Genomic DNA, 23,570 nt, shown 5'->3' on the forward strand with positions numbered 1-23,570 from the left:
TAGCGCGTCGAAAGAAAGGAAGGATGCGGCAAAGGCCGGGCGAGTGCCCGGTGGTTAGTCGTCAGCGCTTAGCGCTTAGTTGTCGCGGCGGAGCGCGAACAGTGCAGCGCCGAGGAGCGCGACGAGGGCGACGCCGACACCGAAGCCGGGCGTGCCGTCGTCCGAGCTACCGGTGTCGTCCGAGCTACCGGTGTCGTCCGAGCTACCGGTGTCGTCCGAGCTACCGGTGTCGTCCGAGCTACCGGTGTCGTCCGAGCTACCGGTGTCGTCCGAGCTGCCGGTGTCGTCCGAGCTACCGGTGTCGTCCGAGCTGCCGGTGTCGTCCGAGCTACCGGAGTCGGTCTCGTTACCGGAGTCGGTCTCGTTACCGGAGTCGGTCTCGTTACCGGAGTCGGTCTCATCGTCGCCGACTTCTTCGACGATCTCGAGGTCTGCGCGGTCGGTCGTTTCGCCGTCGTCAGACTCGAGGGTGTAGGTGCCGACTTCGAGGTTCTCAGTGCTGACTTCAACGGACCACTGACCGTCAGTGCCCCACTCGTCAGTGCTGGTGATCGTCTGCGAGTTACCTGCGTCGTTCAGGACCTCCACCGTGATGGTGTTGTCATCCGGCTGGAGGTTGGTCTGACCTTCGACGACGATCGTACCGTCAGCCGGGACGGGGTTGACGCCACTGGCGTCAGCGCCGGCAGGGTAGATCGATTCGATCGTGGACGAGGCGTCGGTGTAACGGAAGTTCTCCGTGACCATGCGGTCGTCGCTGGCGGATTCGTCGACAGTCTCAGTCGCGATGCTTTCGCGAACCTGTTCGCCAGTCAGACCCTCGAGGTCATTGTTGATCCAGGAGACGAGCTCGGCGTCGTTGGGGAGGTCACCGTCGCCGTAGGTATCGTCACGACCATTCGAAATGATGTGTGCGGAGACCGAACCCTGCGAGAGGTCGCCGAGGGTCAGGTCTTCTTCTTCGAAGGTCCCATCGTCGTCAACGGAAATCTCCTGGGCCATCGTGTTACCACGTTCGTCAACGAAGGCGAGGACAACGTTGTCCTGACCCGCCGCGGTACCGTTCACGTCGATATCGCCATCGACATCCTGAGAGATTTCACCGTTGATGGTTTCGAAGTCGGCGCTCAGGTCACCTTCGGTCACAGTGATCGACTGGGTGGCACTGGTACCTTGGTTGAATTCCGTAGTCGTGAGAGTCTCGCTTGTCGCATCGGACTGAGCGATGATACCCAGACGGTACGTACCGGGCAGACTCAGAATGTCAGAGCCACCTGTGTTAAGGCTGGAGAGAACGACGTCTTCCTCTTCGAAGGTGTCGTCGGACTCAACATCAATGTTCTCCGTGACAACTTCCCAGTCGCCGTTATCGCGAGCGTAGACTGCAACGTTGTCGGTGCCTGCTGCACTACCGGTGATGTCGACTTCTTCACCGACAATGTAGGTGCCTTCTGGGCTGTCGATCGTGACATCGCCTTCCTCGACGTCGAGGGTGGCGTCGTCTTCCGAGTCTTCACTGCTCACGTTTTCAACGGGAATGCCGTTCTCGTAGACCTCAACGTCGATTGAGGAATCGTCGAGGTACTGGGTTTCAATCGAACCGAGGGCAGTCGTACCATCCATCTCAACGATGGCGTACGCAACGTCGCTGTTGTTACCAACTTCTTCCGTGTCGTCGACGTTCCGGAAGATGGATTCCGCATCGTCGGCCGTGATACCGTCACGGAAATCGGAACTTTCGATCGTCACGACATGGGTCTGGCCGTCAGTTCCACCGGTGACGGTGTACTGGACGTCGTCACCGCGGACAGCGGAGTCGTTGGCCAGTTCGATGCCGAGATCCTCATCGTTAGTCAGGGTGACCGTCGTGGTCTCGACAGCGCTGCCGAAGTCAAGGTTCTCCGTACCTTCTGCCGTAATCGTGTATTCACCGGTGTCCTCGTTGGAGAGGTCAACCGAGATGTTGTTACCGCTCGTCTCGATCAGTGCGTCCTCGCTTTCGAGGACCTGGGCGGTGATATCGGATCCGCTCTCGTCCGTAATCTCAACTTCGACAGACTCAGCCTGCTCGAAGTTGTAATTGACGCTGATGTTCATGTACTCCGCATCTTCAGTCGAAATGCTGGAGCCATCAACGTCGTCAGAGATGACGTTACCTTCGGAATCCAGGTTGTAGACGGTAATATCCGCGACTCGCGGCTGTGCGACCGTCACGGTGTTGCCGTTGCTGCCCTTGTAGACACCAGTGTCCTGGTCTTCCGGAATCTGGAGGTTGGTGTCAAGGGTCTGTCCCTCTGCACCACCGCTCTCCACACCGGTCAACGTATCTGCGAACCCGTTGAAGGTGAGATCGTCCTCACCTTGGTAAATTGTGTCGCCACTTTCCACAGCAATTCCATCTTCATACCGATTGTTCTCTGCCGCCGCTGCTCCGCCCACAAACGCTGCGGACATTGCAACGACAGAGAGTACCATCATCGCGGCGAGGAACACTGCACGTCCCTTGTCGCGATAGGATATATTTTCGTTTGTCATGTTGTAGTTTAGTTTCGCTTATGCGGCCACGCTTGCGTTCCGATCGAGTAACCCGGTAATCAGATCTTATATCCGACCGCCGAGATGTTGGCCGATCGTACTTGCTTGCACGACCATGGGTAGGGGTACGACTGTTCGTTGCGACCGATTGCATATATGCTTTGTTGTCGAATACAGTTCGAACCATATGAATAATTGCACTATCTGACTGTATTTATTGTATATTACCCTCGAGCGCGTCAGACAAAACCAAACGGTAGCAGTTACCACACCCGCGCTATCGCAGGTTTGGCGTAGGTGACTCGGTCCGTGTGAGCGCCACTGCGCTGTCCGGGTCGGTCCCGATCGATTGCTACTCGGACTGTCACTAATTGATACTTACTCGCACAGTTTCGTGGCGCTCGAGCCAGCCACTCGCAGTAAGCATGGCTTTCGACGATCGGCAACTACCGCTACGTGTCGAAGTGACGATCAATCAGTCACACGAACCCGTCAGCGTGATGTCCAAACAGCCAGACACGGGGTGTGGCCTGACACTGACGCGGTCTCGCTCCGGTCAAGCGTACACGCGCGTTTCAAGATACTGTTGGACCTCGCTTTGGACGTCCACAGCCCACTCCTCGAGGTCGTCAGCAGTACTGGCCAACCGCAAAAGGCGCCCGAAAAAGAGCAGCTGAAGCCGCTCCGCGACGACGGCCGGCTCACACTCGCGGAACTCGCCGGACTCGACACCAGCGCGGATAATCGACGCGATCGACTCCGTGAAAACCCGATCGCTCCGGGTGAAGTGATCTCGATAAGCTGGATCGTGGATCGCCTGGACGCGCAACTCGAGGACCGTCTGCATAAACGCCTGCCACTCGTCGCTCATCCCAGTGCCAAAGCCCCAGTCGAGGAGTTCCTCAAGTCGCTCGCGGGGTGCCTCGATCGGCCCCTGCCCGAGTTCGCCCTCGAAATGATCGAGGAGATACTCGAGACAGGCGAGGACGAGCGCGTCCTTGTCCTCGTAGTGGTGGTAGATCAGGGAGGGACTCTGCTCGAGTTCGTCGCCGATCTTCTGGATCGTCAGGTCGGCATAGCCGTGTCGCTGCAGGCTTCGATAGGTCGCCGCCAGGATCTCTTCGCGAGTCGTCGCCGGATCGTCGAAAACATTATTATTCACTATATGTCACCTCTCCGCGGCTGCGTCTCCATCGAAACCGGAAGACGGCTGCCGATGCAAGTTTCGGCATGCTCGAGATCATTGGTTGAGGTCGTTCCTTGTGGCACATAACCGATTTGATCGACTTGTTTGGGGGTTTCGAGAACGCCAATCGGTAGCTGCTCTGACCACCCACGGTTTAGTGTCGGACTATTTAAAACTTTGATTCGGAATGGAGACGCGTCGCTTTCGCTGTGAAGAGAGACTATCGGACAACCCGGGATACGTACTGATCGCACGAATAGCGGTTCGTGCGCACACGTCGTGCTATCGACTCTCTCGTTGTTCGACCTTGTTCAGCTCGATCAGCAGCCGGAAAATCGCTTTGACGAGATTCGCGTCGACGTCGAACTGCTCTGCATTGTCACCCGCGCGTTCCATCACCTGCTGTTCCTGTTTCTCGTCGGTCGTCGGCAGCCCCTGTTCGTCTTTGACCGCCGCGATCGTGTCCGCGACGTAGGTTCGCTGGGCGATCAGCTCGACGATCTCCTGGTCGATCGTCCGGATCTCCTCGCGCAGTTCGTCGAGGCTCATCTCCTCGGGTGTCAGTGTTTCGTCGTCGATTCCACCGTCCATCGCTGCGTCTGTTGGCTCTCGAGTCATTGTATTCGTGTTCCGTCGGTTCGCGTCTGCAGTAATCGTGTCGTTCCGTCGCGGTCGGTCCACCGGTCTCGAACGGCCTCGAGTGGTTCCCGTTCGCCGACGGCGACGTAGCTGGGACCGGTCCCAGAAAGCGAGACGCCGTCGACGTCGGGCATGGCGTCGATCATCGGGCCCGTCGAGAACTCGAGGGCAGCGGAGAAGGCAAAGCCGTTGACGGTCATCGCCTCGCCATAGCGGCCGTCGAGTGCGAGTTCTTCGACGAGTGTGGCCATCGGTGCGATCCGCTCGCAGGCCGAGACGTCGGCGTCGGCGCTGTAGGCCTGTTCGGGTGGCGTATAGACCAGCGCCCACCAGTCGACTTCGTCGCGGGCAAGCAGCGCATCGGACGTGTTGTCGGTGACTGTCACGCCGCCGAGCATGCTCGCACTAGCGTCGTCGAACGCGCCCGTCGCGGTCACACCGGCGTCGCGAGCCGCGCGAACCCCGAGTCGACAGGCGTCGATCCGGTCGACCGCATCGGCGACTGCGAGGGCGTCGAGGGTTGCGAGTACCGTCGCGTTGGCCGCGGCGCTGGAACTTTTGAGACCGGCAGCCATCGGCACCTCGCTTTCGGTGCGGACGCGCGCGCCCACGTCAGTTTCGTCGAGTCCCGCCGCGTCGGCGTATTCTGCGATCGTCAGTTCGGCACAGCGCTCGATGAGCGTTGCATCGGCGTCGGGCTGGTCGGCGATCTCGCCGACGATTTCGTCGTCGTCAGTGAGATCGACGGTCGCCGTCGTCTCGAGGTCGATCGCGAACGCCGAGCCGGTACCGGTCGCGAGTGCGTTGAGTACCGTCCCGGCTGCGGGGGCGACAGCACGGCCATCCATACCCTGACACTCACAGACCGAATACTTACGGCTGACGATCCTCGTGATACGTCGACATGGAGATCGTCGGTTTTCGACACGCTCGCTGGTGCCCAGAACGCACGCCTTTTGCCGGATCCGATCGAACGTGTGGTCATGAGCGCGCGCAACGACGTCGCCCCCAGTACGATCGGCGTCGATCTCGTCGACGGCGGCATCGTCGTCCAGTATCTCGACGGTCGAGAGGTGTTCTACCACGGGCCGCCCGAACCCGTCGAGGGTCCACTGACGACCCCGCCGGGCAAGGAAGTGCACGTCCTCGTCACCGATCCCGACGGCGTCGAGGGTGTCATGACCTACGTCAACGACCGGAACACCCACGACGACATCCTCGAGTCGACCGGTGTCGGCCGCGTGATGCTCGCACGCAACGATGAGGAGGAACTGTTCCCGGGCGTAACCGTCGCAACGGAGGCCTACTCGATCCGCGTCGACGCCGACCTCTCGGTTGTCGACGGTCGCGTCTTCGTCTTCGCCGAGGACGAGATGAGCGAACACGCCTACGAACTCGTCGAGAGTGCCGACTAATGCCGCTGCAGAAACCTTGGCGCGACCTCACACGCGAGACGGTGGCCGCTGCGCCGGACCGACCCGGCATCTACGAACTCGGCGACGGGTCGGGAACGGTGCTTGCGGTCGATCACGGTGTCCTCCGTGACGAACTCAAGACCGCGCTCGCCTACAACGACGGCGACCGCGTCCGCTGGACGGAAACCCACACGATGGCGCAGGCACGCGACCTTGCAGCCGAGCATCGCGAGCGCCTCGAGTAACCGATTTCGGATCTAGCGCTTGTCCTACTGAATGTAGGATGGGTCGCTCCCGTCGCACATCTGTTCGTGGTCCGTTGCGTCCGACCGCTCGTCGAAGAGAAGGCCACAGGTCTCACACTCGTACCAGGTCGTGTCGTCGCGTTCTGTCTGGACGACCATGCCCTGTCATGAGAGACGAACGACAAAAGGCGTTTTTTCAGTTGGAGTGACCGAGTGACCTCCTCCTCGCCGTAGACGGCGAGGCTTCCCACGGCACCGCACCGCTGGGTTGGGATATTTGCTGGTTTACGACTCGTCGGTATGACGGGCCGATGGCGGGGCCACACCGCCGTTACTCCTATCCCCGGCACGGGGACTCGGAGTTATCTTGGTGACCGAGACACCACAGCGGTTCGAGATGAGTGTCTCGAACGTTCTGGGTCTCGGAGTCCCGATATTGTCCGATTAGGTGGGCGGACGTGCCGCCTCGGTGTATGTCATACTACACCTCGACTGAACTTAAATACCCGTATTGCTACCGAACGGGGACTGTGTAGGCGTTGTCGGATTCACGCCCGGTCGTCAGACTACGTCTGACGGGCAATCAGAAATCTTCGATTTCTGATGACGGCGTAAACGCCGGGATTCTCTCCTTGAAGAAAGATAGGCCTCGAGAACCCCGTGTTCGATGACGTCTCACGACCCCCGCGAGGACAATTCTCAAGGTGACAGGCCCGAAAGGAACGGACATGAGTTCGTCGGAGGGAAACGGCGTGACGTTGTCGGTACGCGCCGCCGAGAAGGGGGACGCGGGCCGGGGTGTCGCACGGATTCCCGAATCAGTGCGGCGACAGCTCGGCATCCTGAGCGGCGACGCCGTCGTGATCGACGGCGAGTCGACGACGATCGCCAAGATGTGGCCCGCAGATCCGTCGGTTCCGGATGATGCTGTCCAGATCGACGGTGACACGAGAGCGAACGCCGGTGTTCACGTCGGCGACACGGTGACCGTCCGCGCGAAGGACAAATCGACCATTGCCGATGCCGATCGTCTCACATTGATCGCACCGCCGGGACTCGCCGAGAATCAGCGGCGGGCCGCCGAAACCGGTGCGGCGGAGACACTCCGCAATCGGCCGGTCCGCGCCGGCGAACAGGTCCGAATCGAAGGCATCGACCAGCAGCCGTTCAAAGTCACCGACACGGAGCCGGACGGCGACGTGCGGATTACGAACGAGACGACCGTCCGGATCGTCGATACGGATTCGAGCCCCGCGACACCCGCTGGCTCACGAGATGCCGGAACCGCCGTCCGAGACCCTCGCTCGAGCGACTCGACTGACACGGCGACTGCATCCACATCCGACGCCGGAGCCGACGAGCCGCCCACGAGTTCCGGCGTCACCTACGAGGACATCGGTGGCTTGGACGAGGAACTCGAGTTAGTCCGCGAGATGATCGAACTCCCGCTGTCGGAGCCCGAACTGTTCAGACGCCTCGGCGTCGAACCACCATCCGGCGTCCTCCTACATGGCCCGCCGGGGACCGGGAAGACACTGATCGCCCGCGCGGTGGCCAACGAGGTCGACGCACGCTTCGAGACGATCTCGGGCCCGGAGATCATGTCGAAATACAAGGGCGAGTCGGAAGAACAGCTCCGCCGAACCTTCGAGACGGCACGCGAGAACGCGCCGACGATCATCTTTTTCGACGAGATCGACTCGATCGCCGGCACGCGCGACGACGACAGCGACGCCGAAAACCGGATCGTCGGCCAGTTGCTGACACTGATGGATGGCCTGGACGCCCGCGGCGAAGTGATCGTCATCGGTGCGACCAACCGCGTCGACGCGATCGATCCCGCGCTCCGGCGTGGCGGGCGCTTCGACCGCGAGATCGGGATCGGCGTGCCCGACGAGACCGGTCGCCGGGAAATCCTCGAGGTCCACACCCGCGGGATGCCACTCGCCGACGACGTCGACATCGACGCGATCGCACGCCGGACGCACGGCTTCGTCGGCGCAGACCTCGACGCCGTCGCGAGCGAGGCCGCGATGGCAGCCATCCGCGATCGGCCGGCCGACGATACCGAGCGCCGCGAGTGGAATCAGCGCCCGACAGTCCAGAAAACTCACTTCGATGCCGCGCTGGCGTCCGTCGAACCCTCGGCGATGCGCGAGTATGTCGCCGAATCGCCGACGACGGACTTTTCCGACGTCGGTGGCCTCGAGGGCGCAAAGGGGACGCTTCGGGAGTCCGTCGAGTGGCCGCTGACCTACGATAGACTTTTCGAGGAGACCAACACTGACCCGCCGTCTGGCGTCTTGCTGCACGGGCCGCCCGGCACGGGGAAGACGCTGCTTGCGCGCGCGTTAGCGGGTGAGACTGACGTCAACTTCGTCCGCGTCGACGGTCCGGAGATCATCGACCGCTACGTCGGAGAGAGCGAGAAGGCGATCCGCAAAGTGTTCGAGCGGGCCCGTCAGGCGGCCCCGTCGATCGTCTTCTTCGACGAGATCGACGCGATCACGGCAGCTCGAGGCGAGGGCCACGAGGTCACCTGAACGCGTCGTCTCGCAAGCTGCCTGACCGAACTCGACTGGGATGAGCGAAAACCCCAATCTCGTCGTGCTGGCCGCGACCAATCGCAAAGACCAGATCGATCCCGCGCTGCTCCGGCCCGGCCGACTCGATACACACGTCTTCGTCGGCGAACCAGATCGTGAGGCACGCGAGCAAATCCTCGCGGTCCACACCCGGGGGAAACCTCTTGGTGACGACGTCGACATCGCTGGCCTCGCGACCGAGCTCGACGGCTACACCGGTGCCGATCTCGAGGCGCTGGTCAGAGATGCCTCGATGCGGGCGATCCGCGAGGTGGCAAGCGAGTACGATCCCGACACGGCAAACGAGAAGGCATCAGAGATTCGAATCGAGCGTCACCACTTCGAGGACGCCCTGGCGTCGACCGAGTGACCGTAGGCTCGAGCGTCGTCACTGCAGTCGGAAGCAGAAACGCGGAAAACGAGCTGCAAAAACGGGGCTACTGGAAGCCGATCCGGCTGCCGCGACGACCAGTTGGGTCGGGGCCGCCGGCCGTGCCGCCGCGGAACTCTTCTTCGATCTGCTCGTAGTACTCGAGGATCTCGTCGGTGATCGTCGGTCGGACGTTCTCCATCGCTTGCCGGAAGTGACGCATCTCGACGATGTCGGCCTCCTTGTCCTCACGTAGGGCCTCGATGGCGGCTTCGCGGGCGATCGACTCGAGGTCGCTGCCGACGTAGCCGTCGGTGATCTCGGCGATCTCCCGCAGCGTGACGTCGGCGGCCAGCGGCGTGTCCTCGGTGTGGATCTCGAGGATGCGTTCGCGGCCGTCGACATCGGGTTCGCCGATCATGACGAGGCGGTCGAACCGACCCGAGCGCAACAGCGCGGGGTCGATCATGTCCGGCCGGTTGGTCGCGCCGATGACCATGACGTTGCCCATCTCCTCTAACCCGTCGAGTTCGGTCAGCAGCTGGTTGACGACGCGTTCCGAGACGTTTCGAGCCGACCTCGCCGCCTCGTCCCGGCGCGAGCGCGTCCAGCTCGTCGAAGAAGATCACCGTCGGCGAGACCTGCCGCGCCTTGCGGAAGGTCTGCCGGATCGCCTTCTCCGATTCGCCGACCCACTTGCTGAGCAGTTGCGGGCCACGCACCGAGATGAAGTTCGCGTTGGTCTCGTTGGCGACGGCTTTGGCCATCAGCGTCTTGCCGGTCCCCGGCGGGCCGTAGAGCAAGACGCCGGCCGGCGGGTCGATCCCAAGCCGATCGAACCGTTCGGGACTCGAGAGCGGCCACTCGACGGACTCTTTGACCTGCTCTTTGGGATCTGAAAGACCACCGACGTCGTCCCAGGTGACTTTCGGGAGCTCGACGAGCACCTCCCGCATCGCCGAGGGTTCGACCTCCGCGAGCGCGCCGCGGAAGTCCTCGCGTTTGACGATCATCCGATCGATGAGACTCGGCGGGATGTCCTCCTCGTCGAGATCGATTTCGGGGAGGTACCGGCGCAGCGCTTTCATCGCTGCTTCCTTGGTCAGGCTCTCGATGTCGGCCCCGACGAAGCCGTGGGTCTCGTCGGCCAGATGGCCGAGGCTCACGTCGTCAGACAGCGGCATGCCGCGGGTGTGGATCTGGAGGATCTCCTCGCGGCCCGTCTCGTCGGGCACACCGATCTCGATCTCGCGGTCGAACCGGCCGGGTCGGCGCAGTGCGGGGTCGACACTGTCAACGCGGTTGGTCGCCGCGATGACGATGACCTGCCCGCGTGACTCGAGGCCGTCCATCATCGTCAGCAACTGGGCGACGACGCGGCGTTCGACCTCGCCGGTGACGTCTTCGCGCTTGGGCGCGATCGAGTCGAGTTCGTCGATGAAGATGATCGAGGGAGACTCCTCGGTGGCGTCCTCGAAGATCTCACGGAGTTGCTGTTCGGATTCGCCGTAGTACTTCGAGATGATCTCCGGGCCAGCGATAGAGAAGAAACTGGCAGAGGTTTCGTTAGCGACGGCTTTCGCGAGCAGGGTCTTCCCGGTTCCCGGCGGGCCATGCAGGAGCACACCCTGTGGCGGCTCGATGCCGAGCTTCTTGAAGATCTGCGGGTGTTTCATCGGGAGTTCGACCATCTCCCGGACGCGCTGGATCTCGTTTTGGAGGCCGCCGATGTCCTCGTAGGTGATGCCACCGCCGGTCTTCTCGAAGCCCGAGATCGGCTCCTCGCGGAGTTCAACGTCGGTGTCCTCGGTGATGAGGACGACACCCTCGGGCTCCGTTTCGACGGCGATCAGCGGGATCGCTTGCCCCGGCGAGCGCATGAACGGGTGGTTCGTCGAAGCTCATGACGGGGACGATATCGCGGCCGACGACCGGCCGCTTCAAGATCTGGCGTTTCACCATGCCGGCGGCGTCGGACCCGAACTGGACCGACGCCTCTTCCGGCGGCGCAAGCGTCAGCGTGTCGGCTTTCGTCGCCTCGGCTTTGCGGATCGTCACGCGCTCACCGATGCCGACGTCTGCGTTCTGGCGGGTGAAACCATCGATACGGACGGTATCGGTGTTCCAGTCTTGCCGGTCTGCACGCCAGACCTTCGCGGCGGTGGTGTCTGCACCTTCGATTTCGATAATGTCGCCCGGACTGAGCTTCAAATGCAACAGCGTGTCCGGGTCGAGTCGGGCGATACCACGACCCGAATCGTTCGGGTACGCCTTCGCGACCTCGAGTTGAACTTCGTTCATGGTTTAGGGATGGACGGCGATGTCAATGACTCCGATACGTGATCGGATAGGTTTTGTGTTAGCCCACATCTATGTGCTAGTCTGTACCATAGATACTTGGGGCGGGATGCTACAAAGATGTACCGGCCTCGGTGGGTTTTGGCCCTACCGACAGCGTGCCAAACCGCCGGAGAGATGGCTTTTTCTCGCTTGCCATCCCGGTCATAGACATGCGCGTTCTCGCTTTCGATGGCCGGATGGGAGCAAGCGGCGATATGATCCTCGCCGCCCTCCTCGATGCCGGTGCCGACCCCGACGTCTTAGCGCCCGTGACCGACGCCCTCGAGGTCGAATATAAGATCGACACCGTCGACAAAAGCGGCATCGCCGCGACGTCGGTCGACGTGTTCCTGACCGACGACGACTCGGACGGCCACGACCACGAGGAGTCGGACCACGACCATGAGGATGATGACTCGAGTCACGATCACGAGCACAGTCATGACCATGGCCATGATCACAGCCACGGGCACGACGATCATCATGAACACCACGGTCACGGCCATGACCACGAGCACAGCCACGACCACGATCACGACGGCGTTCACGCCGAAGGACACGGCCCCCACCGCAGCTATCTCGAGGTCCGTGAGATCGTCGCCGACATGGAACTCGAGCCGGCGGTCGAACGCGACGCGCTTGCGATCTTCGAACTCCTCGGCGAGGCTGAAGCGGGCGTCCACGGCGAGGACCTCGAGTCGATTCACTTCCACGAGGTCGGAGCCGACGATGCGATCGCGGACGTGGTCGGGGCCGCGGCGCTGCTGCATGACCTCGAGCCAGAGCGCGTCGTCACTACACCGCTTGCGACTGGCGGTGGAACCGTATCGATGAGCCACGGTGAGTACCCCATCCCCGCGCCGGCGGTCGTCGAAATCGCCGAGCGGGCCGACTGGTCGCTCCGTGGCGGCCCAGTCGACGCCGAACTGCTGACGCCGACTGGCGCAGCGATCCTGGGCCACATTGCCGAGGGTATCGATACACTGCCGACGCTCTCGCTCGAGGGGTCGGGCTACGGCGCAGGTGGCTACGATCTCGATCCACACCCGAACGTCCTCCGAGTGCTGGTCGGCGACGGCAGCGGCACGGGTGAGTTAGTCGAAGACGACATCGCTGTCCTCGAGACCAACCTCGACGACGCGACGCCCGAAGTGCTGGGCGGGCTGCAAGAGTCGCTCGCGGACGCGGGCGCGCGAGACGTTTCGATTTTACCGGCAACGATGAAGAAGTCCCGGCCCGGCCACCTCGTGAAAGTGATCTGTAAGCCCGACGATCGGAAACGCGTCGCTCGAGCGCTGGCCGAAGAGACGGGCACGCTGGGGATTCGTGACGCAGGGGCAACCCACCGGTGGATCGCCAACCGAGAATTCGAGACGGTGACACTCGAGGTCGATGGCGACGAATACGAGGTCGCCGTGAAAATCGCGAGTGACTCCGAGGGCAACGTCTACGACGTGAGTGCAGAGTACGACGATGCGGCGGCAGTCGCACGGGAAACGACGCTCCCGATTCGAACGGTGTTGAAACGGGCCGAAGCGGCTGCCAGTGTCGACCGCACGGGAGAGTGATCGTCGCGACGGACGATCGTGTCTCGAGGTGAGGTGTGTTCGCGATCAGGGCGTGGCCACTGTCAGGCGCTCTCGAACGTGCTCAAAACGACACTCGTCACAACGTGACGGCCGATCGGCGTTCGATGCCGGTCAATCAGCCAGCAAATAAAAAGGCAGTATCGTAATCGATCGTCTCAGCTAGAGAGGATCGGAATCAGATCTCCGAAATCGAAATCGTCGTCACCATCGTTGTTGTCGCCGTTGTCCTCGGATATGTCCTCGGAGGAGACAGTGCCGGTGAACGGATAGCTGGTCGTATCGACCTCGTAGTCATGCGTCTCACCGTCGGCAGCGATGCGGACGATATCGGGGGCGTCAGCACCGGCGTATCCTTCGTAGGTCCACTCCACTTCGACCGGGCCGTTCTCGTTGTAGTCTTTGACGTTCAGCGAGATTTCGTCGTTCTTGTCTATCTTTTCGACCGCGAACTGGTCGCCGGTCCACGTTGCCTGCGCTAACTGCTCGAGTTCGCCGCCATCGTCGTTGTAAAACGTGATGGTGTCGATAGCGGCCGCCTCGTTGTCGGCTCCCTCGGTTCCGTCATCGGCACTGTCGCCATCACCATCGCCGACAGTGTCGCCGTCATCAGCGCTGTCGTCGTTATCGTCTGCCGACATATCGTAGGAGTCAACCGTGCCAGTGAACGGATATCTGGTCGTATCGACCTCGTGGTCACGCGTCTCACCGTCAGCAGTGACGCGGACGATATCGGGGGCGTCAGCGCCGGCGTATCCTTCGTAGGTCCACTCCACTTCGACCGGGCCGTTGTCGTTGTAGTCTTTGACGTTCAGCGAGATTTCGTCGTTCTCGTCTAGCTTTTCGACCGTGAACTCGTCGTGATCGTCGTTCCATGTCGCCTGTGCGAGCTGCTCGAGCTCGCCACCATCGTCGTTATAAAACGTGATGGTGTCGATAGCAGCTGCCTCGCTATCGTGTTCCTCGGCAGTCGCCGTTCCGGCGACACCTGCGAACAGCATGCTACCGACGAGAGCGACCGCCAGCAGTACAGTGAATTTCCGTTTCATAGTGTGTTGATATTGGTTATCTGGGTGATCGCACACGTACTCGAACAGGTGTCCGATCAGGACGTGGCTCGTCACGGATCGTCGTGTCGCTTGCAACCCGTGACTCCCTGCCCCTTCCCACGATGCGTCACCCAGTCGAAATCGACCGTATCGGCCCACATGAAGGCGGAACACCGTTCAAACTGATAGCTACTATCTAAATTGCGTAATGGTGTACATGATATTAAAACAAAGACTGTATTTATTTGCTGTATTTAAAATATAAAATCATATGACTGCGTTAGGAGGCTGATATAAATCGCAGTTCAAATTATAGGGTACATAGTATCTTCAGCGGTCATATCACGGGTAGCATAATTCACAAAACTGGTAGCGAGTCGGTTGACAGGCAGTGACGTGGCGTACCGATACAAGCGAGACAGCAGTCGGCAGTCTCACTATGAGCACAGCCAAACTGCTGGCGACACCGATCGAAGGGCTGTCGCGTGATTGGGTTTGATACGGACGCCTGTCAGTCAGTGCCGGCCGGCCGCGACCGTCCTTCGGTCCCATCGGGATATCGGTATAGCAGACCGAATGCGTGACGATCTGTGGCTTTTGACGGGACAACTCGAGACACAGCGCCGTCTCTACTCTCGAGCTGACGCACCTTCCACTATACTGTCTTTCAGCGCGGTGATCCTGATCCAGCTGTACTCGAGGGACACGGTCTCTACCGAGTAGCGGCGATCGCTCCTCGAGGGTGATACGGACACGTGTCAGTCAGTGCCGGCGCACCCGCGACCCGCACTGCGGGCCCACCGGGACATCGGGACAGCAGACCGGATGAGCCGTTCGAAAAGAAACTGGTCGTGTCCCAAACTCGTCTAGAGTCGTAACTGACTCCTGTGGAAACAGGGTCACCTCTGGTACCTACCCCGAAGTGACCCATGCACGCCACAATTGACGCGCAGTTCACGGTTAGTCTCGACCAAGACAAAACGCTACCGCTTGCCACTCTCGCTGAATCTCTCACTGAGATTCAGCTTGAGGCCACTATCCTCGAGGAGCTCGTTAGAAGCCTCGACGAGCGCCTCGTCGAGGCGTACTGTGGTGAGAAACACGCGCGCGGAAACGGCGACTGCCGTTTCCAGCGCGCTGGAACCTCCACACGAACCGCTGTAACAACCGCAGGGGAACACGAATTTACCCTTCATCACGTCAAAGACACTGCTGCTACCGACGGCGATCCGACCTATTTCCGTCCGCTCGAGGATCTTATTGACTTCGACGGCCAGCGCATCTATCAAGAGGATATCTCGCTCCAGGCTGCCGAACTTGCTACTTCGCTCAGCTATCGTGATGCCGTCGCCCACGGCGACGGCTTCACTCCCATGCCCTCGATCACGACGGTCAACCGCCGAGTCCGTGAATACGGCAGCAAGCTCGGCGACTTCGTTCGTGATCGACTTCCTGAGACGAACGCAGACACTATCGTTCCTGACGGAACGAAGTGTCATAGCCAGCAGGACCACTGCTCCTACCATGATGTCAACGTCACCCTCGGGCAAACGGCCGAGGGTGACGACACAGAAACCACACTCTTAGACGTCAACGTCAACGAGTCCTGGGATGAAACAGCAGAAGCCCTCGAAGAGAGTGAGGCGGTCACTGACGACGCCACGGTCGTCAGTGACGCCGAAAAGGCGCTCGTCGATGCGTTCGAAAGTGGAGACCGATCTCACCAGCTCGATCTCGTTCACGTCGGTCGAACGCTCGGGTACAAGCTCTGGAAAGACGATGCGTTTCCGCTCTCTGAGCGGAAAGCGATAGTCTCTGGCGTTGCGGATGATCTATTCCATCTGAAAAACTCTGTCGCACTCCATGCACCGAGGAATGAGCGTTTGGCGATCCGCGAGCGGATCGACCAAACGCTCGAGAATCTCGAGAAGGAAGCCTGGAGGTTAGAGCGTCAAGACTCCCCGAAAGCTACGGCGTACCTCCAGGAATGGGCAGAAGCAACCGTGACGTTCGCGGAACTCGCGCTTGATCAACAGCAGGCTCCATGGACGTCAAACGTGGTCGAACGAGCCATGGGAGAAGTTTCGAAGCGGTGTAAGAATCAATGGATGCGGTGGTCAGAAGCAGGGTTAGAGTCGCTTCTTTGGTTGAATTTGGTGCAGTATGCCGATCCCGAGCAGTTCGCGGCGTTCGCCGACGAACTGCTCGAGCGATCAGCCAAAACAGCCATCACAATGGAGGTGTCAGTTGACACTACCAGAGGCGAACTCTAGACGAGTTTGGGACGGGACCAAGAAACTGGGTGCTGACCGCCAGGATATTCGGAAGGCTGTGACGAGCACGACGTGACCGCACACGTCGCGAAAACGACGCTAGGCAAGTGTCCGACGTGAGTCCAAAGGACGACGTAGGGAGTCACGTCGAAGGTCGTGCTCGTGTTGTGGAATCTCAATACACTCGAATATCGGTCAGTGAGTTGAGACGGTATTTAACTGCACGCGGCCATCGGAGTTGCGACTGATCGCGACTGTCGTCTTTCGACCTGTGACGCTGTGTTTCGACGAGTCGATGTGGCCGCGATACCTGAGTTGCTCCTCACAGAAGCCGAGAGCGAGACGAGAGATAACTGCATCTGAGAGTCAAGTTAAGCAGTTACTTCGATCTGGTAACCTATCTATTCCGAACTCATTGCTGTGTATAGTAAAGTTACCACTCCCAATACGCTGTTTCACCCCGAAAGGGTGAGTGAAACAGATGGTACACGAAATCAGACGGTTGCACCGAACTGAAAGTACTGCCCTCGCGAACGTCGCGGGGGCAGGTACGGATACAGCTGCCGTCTTCACGAGCCAGCGACTGCTTCCGGCAGATCTGGACTCGCGAGCTCACGACGCTGACAGTCGACTCGGTCTCTGACTACTCGAAAACAGACAACCAATACAAAAATGACAACGAAACCAACAACTCTCGAAAAAGGACGCGCAGTCGTGCTGGCGGGACTCATGGTCCTGTCCATGATTGCGATGTCCGTGGCGTTTGCAGGCGGAGCAGCGGCAGCAACCGAAGACAGTGTCACGTTCAACGATCAGGCCATCGGTGTCTATAACGACTCGGACACCATGGTCGTTGGGCCCATCTACGCCCAGAAAGGACAATACCTCGAGGTCACAGACGAGTCCGGAGAGGTCGTGGATAAAACGGTAATTCCTGTGAATGCCACGGATGCTGCTATCTTCGCGACCCCTGACGGACCGGGAGAGTACACTGCGACGCTCTACTCCGAAGAGGGCGGCGACGAAATAGACGACGATGACGCGATGATCTACGACGCCACCATCGAGCTGTCCGATCAGAAATCTGCGAAGGGCACGCTCGAGCAGGTCACTGTCGACACAGCGAGCCTGCTGGATGGCGACGATAACGACACCGAGTTCGATGTCGTCCTGACTGATGCGGACGGCAACGAGCTCGGTCGTGCAACTGAGCTAACCGGGACGAACGAAGATATCACGATCGACACGTCGAAGATCACAGCACAGACCGAGGTCACGGCGACGATTTCGTCGACGATGAACCGCTCCAGGCCTACGATGAAGACGCCGGAAACTTCGTCCCCGTGTCCGACTCGGCCACCGTGGACCCGGACATGAAGAACAAACACGACGAGAAGGAAGACGACACTAAGCACGACAAGAAGAAAGGCGACAAAGACTACACCGAGAAAGGTGAGAAAGACAAGTCTGCTGGCGGCGACAGCGCCACCGGCGATGACAGCACCGACTCGGGAGTCTCGAACGACGCGAGCACCGACCAGGATACGTCTGCGGAAACTAATCAGGACCAAAACGTCGATCAGTCGAACGATCAAAACGACGAGAAGGATCAGGAGCAGGACGCGTCCCAGTCGAACAGCGGTGACAGTATGCCCGGGTTCGGCGTCGGCGTCGCCCTGGTCGCACTCCTCGGAGCAGCTATGCTGGCGTTCCGTCGCCAGAACTAAGCTGCAGTAACTACCGAACTACTTCGGCCACTCCGGTTTCATTTTTCCGGCACTGCTATTTTCAGAGCGGTCTGGTACTTACTTGACGACAGCAGCTGAACGACAGCAGCTGAGGCACCGCCAAAGGAGATTGCGTTGCTATTCCTCGGTATCGATAACGGTTCCCGTGATCCGCTTGGTTTTGGGCCCGGGATCAACCTGCGATAAAAAAACGTGGACCGAAAATCGGATAGGGATTTTGCCGCGGTGTTACAGTGCGGCGTTGACGAAGTCCTCTAGATTGACGATTGGGACGGCGACACTGTTGGCATTAGCATCAGCATCCTGGTCCTGGTCAGCATCTGGCTGGTTATTCTGATCGTTCGTGGCTTCTTGGTCTTGGGTGAGGTCGTTCGTCTGGGTGGCGTCGTTGGATGCAGTCGCGTCACCTTCGCCAGACAGTGCGATGTTGTCACCCTGGTCAGCCTCGTTCGACTGCTCAGCCTCTTGGTCTTGGTTGTTCTCGGCGTCTTGGTCGTTCGACTGATCGACCTCTTGGTTCTGGTCAGTCGTCGCCTCCGTATCTTGGTCGACGCTAGCGTCGGTATCGACACCAGCGTGTTCTGGAATTCGCCTGCGGCCGCTGTTCCAGCGACCCCCACGAATGTGAGGCCGCCGATCACTGCTACCGTCAGTGCGAGTGTGAGTGCGCGTTTCATAGTTATAGCCGTGTACGGGCGCACGTGTCAATTAGATTCGACCCGTCACTAGTCTCTTCTCGCCGCTACCAATCTCGCTCCGCTATAGCACGTTGCCCAACTGGTAGCCACCTCGGAGATGAATATGAACCCCGGGAACGGTTTCAACTAAAACGCCGAATTAGTCCATCTAAATACATCAAAACGCTGTTCTCGTATCACTGAATATCTCTCCGTTTGAAGTCAGCAATAAAACATAAAGCAATAAATATTTCAATTAAACCATAAAACACAGTCTTTTCTAACATACAAACACCAAGTTGATTTCAAGTTTATAATAGGCCAACAAACACTGTAAATCTGATGAGACACTAGCGGATACGATAGACTGATTGGTACTTATTTACGGTCGTTTCATTCTGCCCGTGTCTCGCAGTTTCGGTCGTATAGCCGAATGTTTCCATGTGAGATGGTTTGACGCCTGCTTGCGATCTTCGCTCAGCAGCACTTTTCTCGATGACACAGCACTCCCCCCTCAATATTGATGATGTGTGGCATTTTCTATTATATTGTGGTAAAAACAAATCTCTAAAGCAATCATCCAAACACAATAATACTACTTATTATCAGAATATCGATTCAGTGACAATACAGCCGCGACCGTGCTGGAGTAGGACCGGAACTCGAGCAAGCAACCCGAATCAATAGCCGGAACAGAGTCGGGATCGCTGTTGCTGCAGAGACGGCTGGGTCGCTAGCTGAACCAAATATGACGGAAAAAACGCGGAACGAAAATCGATGTGGATTTGACCGCAGCGTTACAGTGCGGCGTTGACGAAGTCGGTGATTTTGGTTATCGGGACAGCGACACTGTCTGCATCAGCATCTCCATCCTGGTACTGGACGGCCTTTGGATCGTTCTTCTGATAGTTCTTAGCCTTCTGCTTCTGGTAGAGGTTGTTCTTCTGGTCGGCGTTGTTGAATGCATACGCGTCACCGCCGCCAGACAGTGCAATATTGTCACCCTGGTCAAGCTCGTTCTCCTGCTCAGCCTCCTGTTCCTGATCGTTCTCGGCGTCTTGCTCGTTCGACTGATCGAGCTCTTCAGCCTGGTCAGTCGCCGCATCCGTATCTTGGTCAACGCCAGCGTCGTTTTCGAAGCTAGCCGCGGCCGCTGTTCCAGCGAACCCCATGAATGTGAGGCTGCCGATCAGTGCTACCGTCAGTGCGAGCGTGAGTGCACGTTTCATAGTTCTTGCATATCGGGCATACGTGTCGGATCATCTGACTCGACTCGTCGCCAACCCCTCATCAGTGGACTCGATTGTTCACCGCTATGGCACGTTGCCCAGGTGGTAGCCACCTCGGAGATCAATATGAACCCCAGGAACAGTTTCGTCTAAAACGCCGAATTGGCCAATCTAAGGCCCAGAAAACAGCATTCTTGCATCTCTGACTATCCTCTGTACGAGTTCGATATCAAATCATCAGCAAATAAATACAGAGACGTAACTACGAAAGATAGTCAGTTTTCACGATCAAATCAATCCGTTATTTTCGATTCACATCCTTATAATGAATATGCACAATATGAAATGTTATTGATGTATACAGTGTGCTGATCAGCACCCGCTTACGCTTATTCTGTCTCACCCGTGTCTCGTGGTTTCAGGGATCTAGTCAGCCATTTCTCCGAACGCTGTTTGATGACTTTGTGAGTTTTATTCAGTGAAACTCTTGTCCCGCTGGTAGTTGGCTGCTGCGTTCTTATAACTGCTAGATAACAAAGACTGTGTCCGGCTGTTAGCAGTTTATACCGATGACAGTCAATACGAACAGACTCTCAGCACAGGTGTCTGGACTGGACAACAACAGCTTATGACGAGGCTCTCGAGGCCGACAGCACTGTTCGTCGCTGCCATGGTCGTCCTCTCGATGGCCGGCGCTGGAGCCGGGACCGCTGTTGCCGCAGAGACACCCGAGACGTCAGCCGAACCGAATTCGACGGCCGAGGCCGTAAAGACACTCGAGAACGACGACGAACTCTACTTCGTCTTCGGTGCGGATCTGGGGAATCAGTCGCTTGATGAGTTCCTCGAGTCCCAGATGGCGACCTCGACTGATCCAAGCGTCGAGGCCGGCCGGGAGGAAATCACCGACGTCGTGCAGTACCAAGACGTCGAGAAGGTGAATTTCAATCAGCAAGGCGGGGCGATCTCTATTGCGATCGGCGGCGGGGAGGCGACCGCCATTCAGGAGGAGACACAGCAGAACACCAACAGCCAGGTCGGTGAAGCGACCGCTGAGAGCACTGTGGCTCCGTCTCAGGACCTCAGCTTCGAGAACGTCGGCGACGTAAACATCGTCTTCGGTAACAGTGACGATCGAGGGTTCGACGGATGGAGCGTTCGTGACGAGACCGACGGCAGTGGTCGGGACAGCGGACTGGCGACTGAGACGTCGACCACCCAACAGCAAAACGTTAGCCAGGTCAATTTCAACGACCAGAGCATCGCTATCGCGCTCGCTGAGAACGAGAGCACTGCACTGGCATATCAACGCTCTACACAGACCAACAAGAATCGACAGCAAGGATCGACGACCCTCCGCGAGACTGGCACTACTGCTGGCGCTGCCGAGCAATCTGCACAGGCAAGCATCGACCAGTCACAGACCCTCTCACAGATCAACCAGAACCAACAGGGGATGGCAGTCGCGATTGCGGTCGGCAGCAACTCCGTTGCGACGGCCGTCCAGATCACCGATCAAACGAATCTCAACGAACAGTACGCGTCCGTCGAAACGCTCTCTCACCTCGAGTCGATGGCAGGGATGAACATCGCCACGGCGGACGAAGCCAACAGTAGCGTGCTGACGACGAGTGGCGAGGGGACCGACGGTGACGAGACAGCCGACGTCAGTATGACGCAGTACCAACACACAGAGCAAGTAAACATCAACTTACAGAGTGCAGCAGTCGCGGTTGCACTCGACGGAAGCAACGCGACCGCGATCCAGCTGGCCGAACAGCGCAATTACAACGAGCAGATCGGTGTGGCGACTGCAGCGTCCATCTATGAAAACGTCACCGCCAACGCCGGAACCGTGATTAGCAACGAAACGACGCTAACGATCGGCGGGGACGCCATTCGCGGAACGGCACCGATCACGATCGGGCACGACGGCGAGAACGGCGAGAACGGCGAGAACGACCAGCGGACCACCGACAAACAGTCCTCGAGTGCCCACTTCGAACAGATCCAGTTCGTCACCCAAGAAAACAGGAACCGGCAACAGGCTGCGATCGCCGTCGCCGAACGCAACGCGAGTGCGAACGCGTCGCAGATAACGATTCAGCGGAACAGAAACGTACGCTTCGCCGACGGTGAGGCGACCGTCGATACGAGCGGCGACACTACGGAGAGCGGCGACGGAACCGGCAGTGAAACTGTCGAAAACGGGTCCGGAAGCGATCCCGCCACCGGGCCGACCAAGAAGAAAGCAGCCAAGAAATCTGATCCGACTGATGATGAGACGAACGACAACGTGACTGACGACGAGACAACGTTGCCCGACACTGACGCTGGTGACGAGACGGCCGACGACGTGTCTTCGGATGAGCCACGCGCCGCTCCGTCCGATGAGAGGGGTGATTCGATCCCTGGGTTCGGCGTCGCCGTCGCCCTCGTCGCGTTGCTCGCTGCTGGCTTGTTTGCGACACGCAAAGAAAACTAACCATCATCACTGACGGAGCGGTTCCAACCCGAACTGGCCGTCCGGTTTTCGCCTACTTGGCCGTTCGCTTCCAGTCGGTTACCCACTGATACGGACTCCTGTCAGTCAGTGCCGGTGCACCCGCAACCCGCACTGCGGGCCCACCTGGACAGCGGGACAGCAGCCCGTATGAGTCGAGCGCTCGAACGCTCGTCGCTCACTCTTTTAGGTCATTGGTGTCCGACGACTTACGATCCGACTCGTCACGGTGCTCCGCGAGCGCTTCGTTGATCGTCAACTCGCCGGCGGCAACCCGCCGGGCCAGCAGTTCGTCGATCGCCCGGTTTTCCTCGCTTTGCTCGCGCGAACGGTCTTTTATCATCTGTAACTCGCCGTCCGTCGGCTCGATATCGCGCGCGTCGATGACTTCCCCCTCGCGGCGTGCGATATTGACGGCCGCGAGGACGTCACCCATGCCTCGAGCGCCCGTTCCCAGATAGGGCGTCGTCCCCGTCTCGTCGACGAGTTCGACTTGAACGGTGTCGAGTTCGTTGACCAGTTTCGCGCTCTCGAGACGGGAGCCGTTGCCGATGCGGACGATCGGAGATGGTGCTTCGTCGGCCTCGTGGCGAATCTGGTCAACGGCGTCGCCGAGCGGAACCTGAAACGCCGCAACGACCGTTTCGCCGGTGAGGACGGCGATACCAGGGTTGCGTCCTGGATCGACGCCGATGACCGTCCGGCCGCCGTCGCCACGAACTGCGGCCAGCGCCTGATCGACCGCACGCCGAGGTGCGTCTGGATCCGCGACGATCGTCGGGACAGCACCGAAGTCGTCGGCATGATCGGATCCGGTGACGACGACATCGGTGTGCTCCGGGAGTTCCTCGTCGGGCTCGACGGTCGTGAACGTCGTCCCGCGCTCGCGGAGCTCGGTGACGACGCCGTGGTACACTTCGAAATTTGACGTGGCGACGACGATCACACTGTGGCGTTCGCTCCCACGATGAATAAACGTACACGGGTGACATCCTCGCCCGTCCTAAAGGACTGTCTCTTACCCATATATTCGCGGTGTTCCAAACAAGCGTTTTAGACGCTCGCAACTTCGATTTGCGACCGGAAACTCGAGGTGAGGATCGATTCAGGTGGCAATCTCAGCGGAGAGAATGGACGAATGCGGATGTGCGATATCGTCGAAATCGATCCTTAAGGGTGGTCAGGCCCGT

18 protein-coding genes and 1 pseudogene are annotated in these 23,570 nt (G+C 59.3%); 9 read left to right on the forward strand and 10 right to left on the reverse strand.

Features of this window, described 5'->3' with window-relative positions; translation table 11 throughout:
• Window positions 1–75: 75 nt before the first annotated feature.
• From csg to BDK88_RS10735, 4 genes are all read right to left on the reverse strand, one after another.
• Complete coding sequence (gene csg / locus BDK88_RS10720) at window positions 76–2,535, reverse strand: HVO_2072 family ArtA-dependent S-layer glycoprotein (RefSeq protein WP_130500377.1); 2,460 nt, start codon at window positions 2,533–2,535, stop codon at window positions 76–78.
• A 556-nt stretch (window positions 2,536–3,091) separates the two neighbouring features.
• Window positions 3,092–3,697, reverse strand: a complete 606-nt coding sequence (locus tag BDK88_RS10725) for a TetR/AcrR family transcriptional regulator (protein ID WP_130500378.1) — start codon at window positions 3,695–3,697, stop codon at window positions 3,092–3,094.
• 306 nt (window positions 3,698–4,003) lie between these two features.
• On the reverse strand, window positions 4,004–4,339 hold the full coding sequence (locus BDK88_RS10730) for a chorismate mutase (RefSeq protein ID WP_130500379.1): 336 nt from the start codon (window positions 4,337–4,339) through the stop codon (window positions 4,004–4,006).
• A complete protein-coding gene (locus tag BDK88_RS10735; protein WP_130500380.1) occupies window positions 4,336–5,208 on the reverse strand; it encodes a shikimate kinase in 873 nt (290 codons plus the stop codon). Before BDK88_RS10735 ends, BDK88_RS10730 begins: the two co-directional genes overlap by 4 nt.
• Before the next feature lie 135 nt (window positions 5,209–5,343).
• On the opposite strand from BDK88_RS10735, the gene BDK88_RS10740 reads away from it, so the two are divergent.
• Both BDK88_RS10740 and BDK88_RS10745 read left to right on the forward strand, forming a co-directional pair.
• Entirely contained in the window at window positions 5,344–5,775 is a 432-nt protein-coding gene (locus tag BDK88_RS10740) for a DUF5796 family protein (RefSeq protein WP_092932324.1), read from the forward strand.
• Entirely contained in the window at window positions 5,775–6,020 is a 246-nt protein-coding gene (locus BDK88_RS10745; RefSeq protein ID WP_092932322.1) for a DUF7508 domain-containing protein, read from the forward strand. Before BDK88_RS10740 ends, BDK88_RS10745 begins: the two co-directional genes overlap by 1 nt.
• Window positions 6,021–6,044: 24 nt before the next feature.
• Here the strand turns inward: BDK88_RS10745 and BDK88_RS22080 are convergent, their stop codons facing one another.
• Window positions 6,045–6,179: a DUF7128 family protein gene (locus BDK88_RS22080; RefSeq protein ID WP_262488518.1), complete on the reverse strand. Its 135-nt coding sequence runs from the start codon at window positions 6,177–6,179 to the stop codon at window positions 6,045–6,047.
• Between the two features lie 569 nt (window positions 6,180–6,748).
• Here BDK88_RS22080 and BDK88_RS10750 point away from each other — a divergent pair.
• Entirely contained in the window at window positions 6,749–8,563 is a 1,815-nt protein-coding gene (locus tag BDK88_RS10750) for an AAA family ATPase (protein ID WP_394342667.1), read from the forward strand.
• A gap of 40 nt (window positions 8,564–8,603) precedes the next feature.
• The gene (locus BDK88_RS22325) at window positions 8,604–8,975 is read left to right on the forward strand and encodes an AAA family ATPase (RefSeq protein ID WP_394342668.1); all 372 of its coding nucleotides are present in this window, start codon (window positions 8,604–8,606) and stop codon (window positions 8,973–8,975) included.
• Between the two features lie 67 nt (window positions 8,976–9,042).
• Here the strand turns inward: BDK88_RS22325 and BDK88_RS10755 are convergent.
• Window positions 9,043–11,276, reverse strand: a pseudogene (locus tag BDK88_RS10755) (CDC48 family AAA ATPase).
• A 209-nt stretch (window positions 11,277–11,485) separates the two neighbouring features.
• Here BDK88_RS10755 and larC point away from each other — a divergent pair.
• A complete protein-coding gene (gene larC / locus BDK88_RS10760; protein WP_130500381.1) occupies window positions 11,486–12,883 on the forward strand; it encodes a nickel pincer cofactor biosynthesis protein LarC in 1,398 nt (465 codons plus the stop codon).
• A 176-nt stretch (window positions 12,884–13,059) separates the two neighbouring features.
• Here the strand turns inward: larC and BDK88_RS10765 are convergent, their stop codons facing one another.
• Window positions 13,060–13,950, reverse strand: a complete 891-nt coding sequence (locus tag BDK88_RS10765) for a hypothetical protein (protein ID WP_130500382.1) — start codon at window positions 13,948–13,950, stop codon at window positions 13,060–13,062.
• 929 nt (window positions 13,951–14,879) lie between these two features.
• Between BDK88_RS10765 and BDK88_RS10770 the strand changes: the two genes are divergently transcribed.
• From BDK88_RS10770 to BDK88_RS10780, 3 genes are all read left to right on the forward strand, one after another.
• Window positions 14,880–16,223, forward strand: coding sequence for an ISH6 family transposase (locus tag BDK88_RS10770; RefSeq protein WP_130500383.1), 1,344 nt, complete (start codon window positions 14,880–14,882; stop codon window positions 16,221–16,223).
• A 741-nt stretch (window positions 16,224–16,964) separates the two neighbouring features.
• Window positions 16,965–17,600 (forward strand): hypothetical protein, encoded by a 636-nt coding sequence (locus tag BDK88_RS10775; protein WP_242611657.1) that lies wholly within the window; start codon window positions 16,965–16,967, stop codon window positions 17,598–17,600.
• A complete protein-coding gene (locus tag BDK88_RS10780; protein ID WP_130500385.1) occupies window positions 17,597–17,950 on the forward strand; it encodes a PGF-CTERM sorting domain-containing protein in 354 nt (117 codons plus the stop codon). Before BDK88_RS10775 ends, BDK88_RS10780 begins: the two co-directional genes overlap by 4 nt.
• Window positions 17,951–18,199: 249 nt before the next feature.
• Here BDK88_RS10780 and BDK88_RS10785 read toward each other — a convergent pair whose 3' ends face one another.
• The gene (locus BDK88_RS10785) at window positions 18,200–18,679 is read right to left on the reverse strand and encodes an MSCRAMM family adhesin SdrC (protein WP_242611658.1); all 480 of its coding nucleotides are present in this window, start codon (window positions 18,677–18,679) and stop codon (window positions 18,200–18,202) included.
• Window positions 18,680–19,445: 766 nt separating this feature from the next.
• A complete protein-coding gene (locus BDK88_RS10790; RefSeq protein ID WP_130500386.1) occupies window positions 19,446–19,877 on the reverse strand; it encodes a toxin transporter in 432 nt (143 codons plus the stop codon).
• 628 nt (window positions 19,878–20,505) lie between these two features.
• On the opposite strand from BDK88_RS10790, the gene BDK88_RS10795 reads away from it, so the two are divergent.
• Entirely contained in the window at window positions 20,506–22,362 is a 1,857-nt protein-coding gene (locus tag BDK88_RS10795) for a PGF-CTERM sorting domain-containing protein (protein WP_130500387.1), read from the forward strand.
• A gap of 196 nt (window positions 22,363–22,558) precedes the next feature.
• On the opposite strand, the gene BDK88_RS10800 is transcribed toward BDK88_RS10795, so the two are convergent.
• Window positions 22,559–23,326: a hypothetical protein gene (locus BDK88_RS10800; RefSeq protein WP_130500388.1), complete on the reverse strand. Its 768-nt coding sequence runs from the start codon at window positions 23,324–23,326 to the stop codon at window positions 22,559–22,561.
• Between the last annotated feature and the right edge of the window lie 244 nt (window positions 23,327–23,570).

Origin of the sequence: Natrinema hispanicum, from assembly GCF_004217335.1 — an archaeon.
GTDB classification, from domain to species: Archaea; Halobacteriota; Halobacteria; order Halobacteriales; family Natrialbaceae; genus Natrinema; species Natrinema hispanicum.